Annotated in this window: 10 protein-coding genes and 3 pseudogenes; 4 read left to right on the top strand and 9 right to left on the bottom strand. The window is 69.7% G+C overall.

The genetic code is table 11. From position 1 onward, the window contains the following. Positions 1 to 45: 45 nt before the first annotated feature. Positions 46 to 195 (bottom strand): annotated as a pseudogene (locus AOZ53_RS35245) (pentapeptide MXKDX repeat protein); the annotation flags it as partial. On the opposite strand from AOZ53_RS35245, the pseudogene AOZ53_RS35240 reads away from it, so the two are divergent. After that, positions 157 to 243, top strand: a pseudogene (locus tag AOZ53_RS35240) (hypothetical protein); the annotation flags it as partial. The pseudogenes AOZ53_RS35245 and AOZ53_RS35240 overlap by 39 nt on opposite strands. A 75-nt stretch (positions 244 to 318) precedes the next feature. Here AOZ53_RS35240 and AOZ53_RS35235 read toward each other — a convergent pair. The 3 genes and pseudogenes from AOZ53_RS35235 to AOZ53_RS18480 form a co-directional block, all read right to left on the bottom strand. Beyond that, a pseudogene (locus tag AOZ53_RS35235) lies at positions 319 to 375 on the bottom strand (pentapeptide MXKDX repeat protein); the annotation flags it as partial. Positions 376 to 419: 44 nt separating this feature from the next. After that, positions 420 to 1,211: a molybdopterin-dependent oxidoreductase gene (locus AOZ53_RS18485; RefSeq protein ID WP_054475008.1), complete on the bottom strand. Its 792-nt coding sequence runs from the start codon at positions 1,209 to 1,211 to the stop codon at positions 420 to 422. 10 nt (positions 1,212 to 1,221) lie between these two features. Continuing rightward, positions 1,222 to 1,860, bottom strand: a complete 639-nt coding sequence (locus tag AOZ53_RS18480; RefSeq protein ID WP_054416903.1) for a cytochrome b/b6 domain-containing protein — start codon at positions 1,858 to 1,860, stop codon at positions 1,222 to 1,224. 211 nt (positions 1,861 to 2,071) lie between these two features. Here AOZ53_RS18480 and AOZ53_RS18475 point away from each other — a divergent pair, with 211 nt between their 5' ends. Continuing rightward, positions 2,072 to 2,803, top strand: a complete 732-nt coding sequence (locus tag AOZ53_RS18475; protein WP_054430622.1) for a response regulator transcription factor — start codon at positions 2,072 to 2,074, stop codon at positions 2,801 to 2,803. Continuing rightward, positions 2,800 to 4,272 carry a sensor histidine kinase gene (locus AOZ53_RS18470; RefSeq protein ID WP_054430621.1) on the top strand — a complete coding sequence of 491 codons (1,473 nt, stop codon included), beginning with the start codon at positions 2,800 to 2,802 and terminating at the stop codon, positions 4,270 to 4,272. Before AOZ53_RS18475 ends, AOZ53_RS18470 begins: the two co-directional genes overlap by 4 nt. A 43-nt stretch (positions 4,273 to 4,315) precedes the next feature. Here the strand turns inward: AOZ53_RS18470 and AOZ53_RS18465 are convergent, their stop codons facing one another. The 4 genes from AOZ53_RS18465 to AOZ53_RS18450 all read right to left on the bottom strand — a co-directional run bounded on the left by AOZ53_RS18465 (position 4,316) and on the right by AOZ53_RS18450 (position 8,904). Beyond that, positions 4,316 to 5,473: an NAD(P)H-dependent flavin oxidoreductase gene (locus tag AOZ53_RS18465; RefSeq protein ID WP_054488823.1), complete on the bottom strand. Its 1,158-nt coding sequence runs from the start codon at positions 5,471 to 5,473 to the stop codon at positions 4,316 to 4,318. A 188-nt stretch (positions 5,474 to 5,661) separates the two neighbouring features. Beyond that, complete coding sequence (locus tag AOZ53_RS18460; protein WP_049074076.1) at positions 5,662 to 7,050, bottom strand: tripartite tricarboxylate transporter permease; 1,389 nt, start codon at positions 7,048 to 7,050, stop codon at positions 5,662 to 5,664. Further along, positions 7,047 to 7,520 carry a hypothetical protein gene (locus AOZ53_RS18455; protein ID WP_054430619.1) on the bottom strand — a complete coding sequence of 158 codons (474 nt, stop codon included), beginning with the start codon at positions 7,518 to 7,520 and terminating at the stop codon, positions 7,047 to 7,049. The genes AOZ53_RS18460 and AOZ53_RS18455 overlap by 4 nt, the downstream gene beginning before the upstream one ends. A gap of 94 nt (positions 7,521 to 7,614) precedes the next feature. Beyond that, a complete protein-coding gene (locus AOZ53_RS18450; protein ID WP_054430618.1) occupies positions 7,615 to 8,904 on the bottom strand; it encodes a hydroxymethylglutaryl-CoA reductase, degradative in 1,290 nt (429 codons plus the stop codon). 141 nt (positions 8,905 to 9,045) lie between these two features. Between AOZ53_RS18450 and AOZ53_RS18445 the strand changes: the two genes are divergently transcribed. Beyond that, positions 9,046 to 10,476, top strand: coding sequence for an aminotransferase-like domain-containing protein (locus AOZ53_RS18445; protein ID WP_082385676.1), 1,431 nt, complete (start codon positions 9,046 to 9,048; stop codon positions 10,474 to 10,476). On the opposite strand, the gene AOZ53_RS18440 is transcribed toward AOZ53_RS18445, so the two are convergent. Beyond that, a partial coding sequence (locus tag AOZ53_RS18440) for a radical SAM protein (RefSeq protein WP_054488822.1) occupies positions 10,467 to 11,003 on the bottom strand: 537 nt, incomplete at its 5' end. The two genes, AOZ53_RS18445 and AOZ53_RS18440, sit on opposite strands and share 10 nt — an antisense overlap.

Raw genomic sequence — 11,003 nt, 5'->3', positions numbered from 1 at the left:
CGCGGCGCGGCCGGGGCGGCGCCAGCGGGCCGTTGAACGGCGGGCTTACTTGCCCATGCTGTCCTTGCTCATGGAGCCGCCCTTGGACATGCCGTCTTTCGACATGCCGTCCTTCGACATGCCATCCTTGGCCATGCCGTCCTTCTTCATGCCGTCGTGCGACATGGCGTCCTTGGACATGGAGTTCTTCGACATGCCGTCCTTGGCCATGCCGTCTTTCGCCATGCCATCCTTGGACATGCCATCCTTCGACATGCTGCTCTTGGCCATGCCGTCCTTCGACATGCCGTCCTTGGACATGTCGTCGGCCGCGTGCGCGGCGACCGCGCCAAAGGCCAGGCAAAGCGAGAATGCGGCGGTGGTGAGTGTCTTCATGATGCGTTCCTCTGGTGTGTCGTGGTGGGAAGGGGAAAAGCCACCTAGCTGCCGCCGAACCAGTTGTAGCCCTGGTCCTCCCAGTAACCGCCCGGGTAGGTGTTGGTGACGAAAATCGCCTGGATGTGCTTGGGGTTCTTGTAGCCAAGCTTGGTGGGCATCCGCAGCTTCATCGGGAAGCCGTACTCCGGCGGCAGGGTCTTGCCGTCGTAGGTCAGCGCCAGGATCGTCTGCGGGTGCAATGCGGTGGGCATGTCGATGCTGGTGTAGTAGTCGTCGGCGCACTTGAAGCCCACGTATTTCGCGGTCAGGTCGGCGCCCACGCGCTTCAGAAAGGTCGAGAACGGCACGCCGCCCCACTTGCCGATGGCGCTCCAGCCCTCGACGCAGATGTGGCGCGTGACCTGGTCGATCTGCGCCATGGCGCGCAGCTCGTCCAGCCGCCAGCGGCGCTTGTCGGCCACCATGCCGGTGACTTCCAGCCGGAAACTCTCTTCCTCGACCTGCCGCACCTCGTCGATGCCGTAGTAGGCATTGAACGGGAACGGGCGGGTGATCATGGATTCCGGGTAGGTCGGGGCCAGCTTGTTCGGGTCGAAGATCCAGCCCTGCACGCGGTCGTTGAAGCGCGACACCGCGGTCAGCGCCTTTTCGACGTTTTCGTCGTCGGACAGGGTGCAGCCGGACAGCATCGCCAGCCCGCCCAGCGTCAGGCTGCTGCGCAGGAAGGCGCGGCGCGAGGGGGCCTCGACCCGCTTGTCCAGGATCTTCACGGCTTCCTTCAGGATGGCGGGGCCGTCCAGGCCCAGCAGCGACAGGCGTCGTTTTGCGCTCACGTGAGGCTCCTTATTTGCCGCGGATCATGGCGATCAGGCTGCGCGGCACCAGCGCCACCATGACCAGGTGGACCGCCACGAACGCCACCAGCAGCGCCATGGCGAAGAAATGGATGCGGCGCGCGAATTCATAGCCGCCCAGCAGCGTGCGCAGCGTGTCGAACTGCACCGACTTCCACAGCACCAGGCCCGACAGGACCAGCACCGTGATGTCGGCGATGACGAACAGGTAGGCCAGCCGCTGCACCTGGTTGTAGTGGCGCGGGTCGGCGTGCGACAGCTTGCCGCGCAGGGCGGCGGCCAGGTCGCGGGCGACGCCGCGCGGGCCGACCGGGAAGAACTTGCGCCACAGGCGGCCGGTGGTCAGGTTCAGCCCCAGGTAGAGCAGGCCGTTGACCAGCAGCAGCCACATGCCGGCGAAGTGCCATTGCAGCGCGCCGCCGAGCCAGCCGCCCAGGGTGGCGCCGTTGGGAAAGGTGAAGTCGAAGAACGGCGCGGCGTTGTAGACGCGCCAGCCGCTGGTCACCATAATGACCACGGCCAGCGCATTGAGCCAATGCACGATGCGCAGCCAGCCGGGATGGACCGGGCCGCGGCTGTCGGGCGCCGGGGCGGCGGGGGCGTCTGGGGTGGCGGGCGTGGCCATCATGGCGGGGCTCCTCGGGGAGGCGGTTGTTGTCGTTGGAGCCATTCTTCCCCGGGGCCGATATCGAAGTCCTCACGCAAACTTAAAATAAATGTGATAACTCGCCGGCCATGGATTGGCGACAATAGCGCTGCCGGGGGCGGATCGCCCGCGCCCGGCGTTGCCGGCCGCTGGCGGTCGGCTTACCCCGATTTCCACCCCTGACCGAGCCCCTATGGATACGCCTCGCCGCGTCCTGATCGTCGAAGACGACGCCCACATCGCCGAATTGCTGCGCCTGCACCTGCGGGACGAAGGCTATGCGGTCGAGCACGCGGCCGACGGCAACGAAGGCATGCGCCGGCTGGAAGAGGGCGGCTGGGACGCCCTGGTGCTGGACCTGATGCTGCCCGGCATCGACGGCCTGGAGATCTGCAAGCGCGCCCGCGCCATGACGCGCTACACCCCCATCATCATCACCAGCGCCCGCTCCAGCGAGGTGCACCGCATCCTCGGCCTGGAACTGGGCGCCGACGACTACCTGGCCAAGCCGTTCTCGATGCTGGAGCTGGTGGCGCGGGTGCGGGCGCTGCTGCGCCGCACCGAGGCGCTGGAGCGCAACGCCCGCATCGACGCCGGCAGCCTGCGCCAGCACGGCGTGGCCATCGACCCGATCGCCCGCACCGCCTCGGTCGACGACCGCCGGCTGGAACTGACGCCGCGCGAGTTCGACCTGCTGCATTTCTTCGCCCGCAACCCGGACAAGGTGTTCTCGCGGCTCGACCTGCTGAACCAGGTCTGGGGCTACCAGCACGAAGGCTACGAGCACACGGTCAACACCCACATCAACCGGCTGCGCACCAAGATCGAGGCCGATCCGTCCAATCCGCAGCGCATCCTGACGGTCTGGGGCCGCGGCTACAAGTTCGCGGCCGAACCCGGCGCGCCGGCGGAGTCCGCATCATGAAGCGCCTGACCCTGACCCAGCGCCTGTCGGCCGTGTTCGCCATGCTGCTGCTGGCCTGCTGCGGCGCCTCGGCCTGGCTGCAGATCTCGGCCAACCTGCGCTACGAGCAGGAAGTGGTGCAGCGGCTGTCCAGCGGCCTGGCGCAGCACATCGCCGGCACCAACGAGCTGATGGACGCCAACGGCTGGAAGCCGGACGCGGTGCGCTCGCTGTTCTCGATGCTGATGATGGTGAATCCGGCGGTCGAGGTCTATCTGCTGGACAACGACGGCCGCATCGTCGGCGACGCCGCCTCGCCCGGCCAGATCAAGCGCGAGCGGGTCGACCTGGCGCCGGTGCGCCGCTTCCTGGCGGGCGGGGCGCTGCCGATCGAGGGCGACGATCCGCGCCACCTGGATACCGCCAAGGTGTTCTCGGCCGCGCCGGTGCGGGTGGCCGGGCGCGACGAAGGTTACGTCTACGTGGTGCTGCAGGGCGAGGCGCACGACGCGCTGGCCATGGCGGCGTCGCGCAGCGCGGTGCTGCGCACCACCTTGTGGTCGATCGCGCTGGTGGCCCTGCTGGGCCTGGTGGCGGGCCTGGCGGCGTTCGGCCTGATCACGCGGCCGCTGCGCGGGCTGACGCGCGCGGTGCGGGCCTTCGGCGACGACGACGGCCGCGCGCTGGCGGCGCTGGAAAAGCCGGTCGACGCCACCGACGCCAGCGGCGACGAGATCTCGCTGCTGCGCCGCAGCTTCGTGCAGATGGGCCGGCGCATCTCCGAGCAATGGCGCGAGCTGACGCGCCAGGATCAACAGCGGCGCGACCTGGTGGCGAACATCTCGCACGACCTGCGCACGCCGCTGACCTCGCTGCACGGCTATCTGGAAACGCTGCGGCTCAAGGACGAAACGCTGGACGCGGCCGAGCGCCGCCGCTATCTGGACATCGCGCTGGCGCAGAGCCGCAAGGTCGGCCGGCTGGCGCAGGAATTGTTCGAGCTGGCGCGGCTGGAATCCGGGCTGGTGCGGCTGGAGCCGGAGACCTTCTCGCTGCCCGAACTGGCGCAGGACGTGATCCAGAAATTCGAGCTGGCCGCCGAGGCGCGCCAGCAGCGGCTGACCACGGCGATTGACCAGGAACTGCCGCCGGTGCGCGCCGACCTGGGCATGATCGAGCGGGTGCTGACCAACCTGCTGGACAACGCCATCCGCCACAGCGCGCCGGGCGGCCGCATCGAGCTGAGCCTGGAGCAGGCGCGCGGCGGCGTGCAGGTGCGGGTCAGCGACAACGGCGCCGGCATTCCCGAGGCGTTGCGGGCGGGCCTGTTCACCCGCGCCTCGGTGCTGGCCAACGGCCCGCGCGATGGCGGCGGCCTGGGGCTGGTGATCGTGCACCGCATCCTGCAGCTGCACCACAGCGATATCCGTCTGGTGCAGCGGCCCGAGCCGGGCGCGGTGTTCGAATTCGACCTGCCGGCGGCGCCGTAGGCGGTTTGCTGCCGCCCGCGCCGGACGCGGGGCCAGGGCGGGATCAGGCCGCCGTCGGCATCCGCCCGTTCAGCAGATAGTCCATCAGCTCGCGCACGCTGCGCATGGCGTCGCCGAACGGCAGCTTCGATGCGCCGCGGAAGAACAGGCCGCGGCTGACTTCGCCGCGCATGGCGGCGGCCAGCTTCAGGTCGATGCAGAACTGGCCGAAGCGCGCGATGCCGTCGCGCAGGCCGCATTGCGTCAGGCAGTCCATGCGCTGGCTGCAACGGCGCGCGTCGCAGCGGGTGCTGTCCTGCAGGGTCTTTTCCTGGCGCAGGTAGCGGGTCAGCCACGGCGTCGGCACGGCGCGCGCCGGCAGGCCGGCCACGCTGGTGAATTCGGCCAGCTTGTCGGGGTCGGCTTCCATCAGCACGCGCTTGAAGTTCTCGTGCGCGTCGCCTTCCTGGGTCACGGCGAAGGCCGTGCCCACCTGCACGCCGTCGGCGCCGTTGCCGAGCCAATGGCGCACCTGTTCATGGCTGCCGACGCCGCCGGCCACGATCAGGCGCGGGGCGTCGCGGCCCAGTTGCAGGTCCTGGAACAGCTGGCGGCATTCGGCCAGCACGCGCTTGAAGTCGAAACGCTCGTCGTGGATGTCGTCCAGGCGCGCGGCGCCCAGGTGGCCGCCGGCGTAGCCAGGGTGTTCGATGACCACGGCGTCGGCCATGCGGCCTTTCTTCATCCACTTCTTCAGCACGGCGGCCACGCCGCGCGCTTCCGACAGGATGGGGACCAGGGCGACGTTGGGGTAGTCGGCGGTCATGTCGGGCAGGTCCAGCGGCAGGCCGGCGCCCATGACGATGGCCTGGGCGCCGCTTTCGCAGGCCTGGCGCACCAGGGCGGGATGGTCGCGCACCGCCTTCATGACGTTCACCGCGACCACGCCGCGGCCCTGCGCGGTGTCGAGCGCGGCGCGCACTTCGCGGTCCAGGGCGACGCGGTTGGCGCTGTCGATCTGTTCACGGTCGCGGCAGTCCTCGGTCTGCTCGATCAGGTCGGGATGGTGATGGCGCAAGTCCACACTGGCGATGGTGCCGACCGCGTTCTGGCTGGCGACCGCGCCGGCCAGGCGATGGGCGGAAACGCCGACGCCCATGCCGCCCTGGACGATGGGCAGCAATTCGCGTCCGGCGAGAGTGAGGGATTTGAACCACGTCATGAAATGAGAGCCTTTATTGGGAACAGTGGCTCCGAGGCTAGAGCAAGGCATGACGCGCCGCCTTGCGCGGAATCAAGCGGGCGGGGGAAAGCAGGGGAGATGAAGGCGCTGCGCCTGGCCGCGGCCGCCGCGAAAGAAAAAAAGGGGCGGAGCACGCCGGCTCCGCCCCTTTTCGCTGGCGCTTCCTTTTATGCCACCAGCTTGACCAGCGCCGGCACCGTCAGCACGGCAGTGTAGTAACCCATGAACTGCACGCCGGTGTTGAAGCCGAACAGGCGCGACAGCAGGCCGCCGAACAGGCCCATGGTCAGGATCACCAGCAGGCCCAGGAACTGGCCTTCCCACACGCTGATCACGATGATCAGGCCGACGAAGGTGGCGATGATGGCCTCGTGGCTGACCTTGCGCGACACGAACAGCGCGGCGCGGCGCGCGAAGTTCATGGCGAACGGATACGACACGATCGCCGCCAGCAGCACCGCCAGCATGCCGTAGCCCAGGAACTCCCAGTGGTTCAGCAGGTTGTGCAGGTTGTGCGTTTCACCGCTGGCCGCGTCGACCGTGAAGCGCGGCGGCGCGTTGAACAGCGGCGCGGCCGGGCCGGCGGCCACCGGGCTGAGCGGCAGGCCGAAGGCGATCAGCGGGATCAGGGCCTCGGCGATGTAGGTCGCCTCGGTGACGCCGTTGCGCGCGCTCAGCACCGTGGTCAGGCGGTGATAGGCATGCTTGACGCGCGAGCCCACCAGTTCGCCCAGCACCACCGTCATCGCCACCGGGCTGAACACGAAGGTGGCGCTGGAGATGGTGGCGGTGGCCAGGGTCCAGCGGGTCTGGATGCGGTCCATCACCTTGAGCGGGTTGGGGAAGTAGCCCGACCAGCCCTTGACGTCCGGCGCCAGCGAGAACGTGCGCACCTTGTCGCGCATCATTTTCGCGCGGCCCTGCGGCGCGATCACGGTGAACAGGTCCGCGATCAGCGGGCCGATGGCGATGCCCAGGAAGTAGCTGATGCTGAGCTTGACGCCATACTTGGCGGTCAGGCTCTGCAGCGCCACGATCACCACCACGAACGGCACCAGCAGCGCCACCGCGGCCCAGCGGCCGGCCGAGAAGTAGGCGATCAGCACCGCCGCGGCCAGGAAGATCCACGGCGCCGACTTGGTGATGGCGCCGCCGAACGGCGCCAGCAGCACGGCGAACAGCACCGCCAGCGGCACCGCCACGAAGGCGGCGACGATGGCGCCCGACACCATCTTGCGCAGCGCGATGTGCGGCACGCCCAGCTTGCGCAGCATGTTGGCGTCCTGCAGCAGCGGCGTGGCCAGCGTGTCGCCGGGGATGCCCAGCAGCGCCGTCGGCACCGCGTGCGTCATGTGCTTGGCCACCGCGCCGGCCAGGAAGAAGGTGAAGACGCCGGCGGGCGGCACGCCCAGCAGCACCACCAGCAGCGTCAGCGGCGCCAGCGTGGTGGTCTCGTCGGTGCCGGACACCAGGCCGATGGCGGCGAACACCACCGCGCCCAGGAGGCCCATGCCGGCGGCCACCATGATCTGTTCAAGCAACACGGGATCGCTCATGCCGGCACCTCTTCACGCACGTTGCGCGGCTGGGCCTGCGGCGCCTGCGCCGCGGCGGGCGCGGCGAACAGCTCGTACAGGTCCAGTTCCTTCAGTTCCTTGACCACCGCCGGCGGCAGGTCCGCCAGCGTGCCCAGGCCGCCCGGTTGCGCGGCCAGTTCGGCCAGCACCTCGGCGCGCCAGGCCGGATCGTGCGAGGCGCTGTGCTCGACCACTTCGCGCTTGGGCGGGAACAGGCGGGCGCAGATCACGCCCGCCAGCACGCAGCCGCCCAGGCCGGCCAGCATGGCGTAGGCGTGCGCCAGCTCGGGCGAGGCGACCTTGTCGCGCAGCCAGCCGCTGGCGGCGTAGAAGCCGGCCACGCTGATGACGATGCCGATGGCGATGGCCCACGCCAGGTGGCGCAGGTCGACCGTGTCGTTCCATACTTCGGCCAGGCGTCCGGCGGACGCCTTGCTGTCTCTTTCCATGTCTGTCTCCTTGATGGACGGGCGGCGCGGGAGGTTCCCGGCGCCGCCTCTGTTCTTGTGCGGCCGGCGTGCGTGCGCCGGCCGTGCCGCGCCGTCAGGCCGGTTTCCGCAGTTCCTCCAGCAGCGCCAGCGCGCGGTCGGCGCGCACGTCCTTTTCCTCGGCCATGCGGCGGGCCAGCTGGTCGATCTCGGCGCCCACCGCGCCCACGGTCAGCGCGATGTTGCGCGCGTGCAGCGCCATGTGGCCGCGCTGGATGCCCTCGGTGGCCAGCGCCCGCAGCGCGCCCAGGTTCTGCGCCAGGCCCACGGCCACGGCGATCTCGCCCAGCTCCTGGGCCGAGCGCACCGCCATGATCTTGAGCGCCAGCCGCGCCAGCGGATGGGTCTTGGTGGCGCCGCCGACCAGGCCCACCGGCATCGGCATTTCCAGCGTGCCGACCAGGGCGCCGCTGGCGTCCTTTTCCCAATGGGTCAGCGAGGTGTAGCGGCCGTCGCGGCAGGCGTAGGCATGGGCGCCGGCCTCGACCGCGCGCCAGTCGTTGCCGGTGGCGACGATGACCGGGTCGATGCCGTTCATGATGCCCTTGTTGTGGGTGGCGGCGCGGTACGGGTCGGTGGCGGCGAACACGTAGGCGTCCAGCACGCCCTCGATGATCTCGGCGCCGCTGCGGTCCCTGGTGTCGAGGGTCTGCGGCGTCAGGCGCACGCGGGCCCGCGACAGGCGCAGGTCGGCCAGGTTCGACAGGATGCGCAGCCGCACCGTGCCGCCGGTGATCTCCTCGACCAGCGGCGCCACGGCCTCGGCCATGGTGTTGACGGTGTTGGCGCCCATGGCGTCGCGCACGTCGACGATCAGGTGCAGCACCAGCATCGGGCCGCGCGGCGTGTCGGCGAACACGTGCGCCTCGATGTCCTGGCAGCCGCCGCCCAGGCCGATCAGCACCTGGTCGCGGCTGTTGGCCAGCTTGACGATGCGCTCGCGTTCGCGCAGCAGGGCGACGCGCGCGCCGTGCGGATCGGTCAGGCCCAGCACCTGCACCTGGGCGCGCATCAGCGGCCGGGTGCTGGAGGTCTCGAAGCCGCCGTTCTCGCGCGCCAGCTTGGCCATGAACGAGGCCGCCGCCACCACCGACGGTTCTTCCACCGCCATCGGCACCAGCACGTCGCGGCCATTGACCTGGAAGTTGCCGGCCACGCCCAGCGGCAGCTCGAAGGCGCCGATGACGTTCTCGATCATGCCGTCGGCGCGGTCCAGGCCGAGCGCGCCCGGCTCGGCCAGTTGCTGGCGTTCCTCGGGCGTCAGGCCGGCCGCGTCGGCGATGGCGGCGAGGCGTTGGGCGGGGGTGAGGGCGCGGAAGTTGGGCAGGCGTGAATCGGCCACCATGGCATGTGTCTCCATCGGAAAATCTAAGAATTGGGTGGCCAGATTCTAGGTAAACTGTACCGGCATTCAGAGGTACAGTTTGGACGAACAGTACCATCGCACTGCACCAATTTTCGACTTTTCCCCGCTGGAAACCACGCCGTGGACGCCGACAACTCCCTGGGCCGCGCCCCGCGCGCCGCGCCCATCGCCGAAAGCCTGGCGCGCCTGATCGGGCGCCAGATCGCCGAGGGCGTCTACCGCCCGGGCGATAAATTGCCCTCGCTGCGCGAGCTGGCGCAATTGCATCGCTACGCCAAGAACACCGTGGTGGTGGCGTTCGAGATGCTGGTCGCGCGCGGGCTGGTGGAGCCGCGCCGCGGCTCGGGCTTCTACGTGCTCGACACCGGGCCGGCGCAGCGCGCCGCCGATGAAGAACCGGGCCAGTTGAGCCGCGCCATGGACATCGTCTGGCTGATGCGCGAACAGCTCAAGACCCAGCCCGACGCCATCGCCGCCGGCGACGGCTTCCCGCCGGTGGAATGGCTGGCCGACATGCGCATGGACCGCTATCACCAGAAGGTGGTGCGCACCGGCCTGGGCACGCTGTTCCGCTATGGCAGCCGCTTTGGCTACGCGCCGCTGCGCGAGAGCCTGGTGCGCAAGCTGGGCGACGTCGGCATCAGCGCGGCGCCGTCGCAGCTGGTGCTGACGCACGGCGCCAACGAGGCCATGGACCTGGTGATCCGCTACTTCCTGCCGCCGGGCGCGGCGGCGCTGGTGGACGATCCCGGCTATTACCCGCTGTTCGGCAAGCTCAAGCTGGCCGGCGTGCGCATGCTGGGCGTGCCGCGCCTGTCGGACGGCCCGGACCTGGTCGCGCTGGAGGCGTTGCTGCAGCGCGAGAAGCCGCGCCTCTTTTTCACCCAGTCGCTGGCCCACAATCCGACCGGTTCGGACATTTCGCCGGCCAAGGCCTACAAGCTGCTGCAGCTGTCAGAGCGCTACAACCTGATCGTGGTGGAGAACGACCCGCTGGCCGACTTCAAGCCGACCTCGGCGGTGCGGCTGTCGGCGCTGGACCAGCTGGAACGCACGGTCTACATCGGCAGTTTCTCGAAATCGTTCTCGGCGGCGCTGCGGGTCGGCTTCATCGCCTGCGGCGCGGGCCTGGCCAGCGATCTGGCGGACCTTAAGGCGCTGGTGCACGTCAGCAGTTCGGAATACTGCGAGCGCATGGTCGACGTGATGCTGCGCGACGGCCACTACGAGCGCCACCTGGTGCGCCTGCGCCAGCGGCTGGAAGCGGCCACCGGCGACGCGCTGCGGGTGCTGGATTCGCTGGGCGCCGCGGTCTACACGCGGCCCACCAGTTCGCTCTATCTGTGGGCGGCGTTTCCCAGCATCGACAATTCGCTGGCGCTGGCCGAGGACCTGATGCCGGAGAAGGTCATCATGGCGCCGGGCCGCGTGTTCAGCGTCGACCCGACGGCGGCCTCGCCCTGGTCGCGCTGCAATGTGGGCGCGGTGGCGTCGCCGCGCTTTCACGCCGCGCTGGCGGCGCGCCTGGGCCGCGCCAGCGCTCAGCGGTAGGCGAATTCCTCGAACCAGCCGCGCAGCAGGGCCTGCGCCTGGGTGCCCAGCAGCCGCGCCGGCGGGGTGCTGGGGCAGCTGCGCGCGCCTTGCACCGCGAAGCGTTTGACGCCGCGCCGCGCCAGTTCGCGCGCTAGGCCCAGCAGCCGGGTCTCGTCGAGCCAGTCGGGATGCCAGGTGATGCGGCATTCGAAATCCACGCCGGCGGTCAGCAACTGCGTCAGGCAGGCCTGCGCCGGACGGTGCGAATCGCGGCGGCCGGTGATGTCGTCATAGCCCTGCGCGTCGGCCTTGATGTCCAGGCCGACCCAGTCCAGGTAGCGCAGCACGTCGGCCAGCCGCAGCGGATAGATGCCGGCGGTGTGCAGGCCGATGCGGTATCCCATGCGCCGCGCCTCGCGGATCATCGACGGCAGGCGCGGCTCGCTCAGCGGTTCGCCGCCCGAGAACACCACGCCGTCCAGCAGGCCCTGGCGGTTGTCGAGGAAGGCGCGCACGTCGCGCCAGTCGTAGCGCGCGTTGCGCGT

Origin of the sequence: Achromobacter sp. 2789STDY5608621, from assembly GCF_001299375.1 — a bacterium.
In the GTDB taxonomy this organism is placed as follows: domain Bacteria; phylum Pseudomonadota; class Gammaproteobacteria; order Burkholderiales; family Burkholderiaceae_B; genus Achromobacter; species Achromobacter insuavis.
Note: the sequence above shows the minus strand (reverse complement) of the source record. Positions and strands in the feature narration are given on the sequence as shown.

Coding starts and splice junctions, on each gene's coding strand:
- AOZ53_RS18465 (WP_054488823.1), bottom strand. CDS start 5,473: ATGACGTGGTTCAAATCCCTCACTCTCGCCGGACGCGAATTGCTGCCC.
- AOZ53_RS18455 (WP_054430619.1), bottom strand. CDS start 7,520: ATGGAAAGAGACAGCAAGGCGTCCGCCGGACGCCTGGCCGAAGTATGG.
- AOZ53_RS18475 (WP_054430622.1), top strand. CDS start 2,072: ATGGATACGCCTCGCCGCGTCCTGATCGTCGAAGACGACGCCCACATC.
- AOZ53_RS18470 (WP_054430621.1), top strand. CDS start 2,800: ATGAAGCGCCTGACCCTGACCCAGCGCCTGTCGGCCGTGTTCGCCATG.
- AOZ53_RS18450 (WP_054430618.1), bottom strand. CDS start 8,904: ATGGTGGCCGATTCACGCCTGCCCAACTTCCGCGCCCTCACCCCCGCC.
- AOZ53_RS18480 (WP_054416903.1), bottom strand. CDS start 1,860: ATGATGGCCACGCCCGCCACCCCAGACGCCCCCGCCGCCCCGGCGCCC.
- AOZ53_RS18460 (WP_049074076.1), bottom strand. CDS start 7,050: ATGAGCGATCCCGTGTTGCTTGAACAGATCATGGTGGCCGCCGGCATG.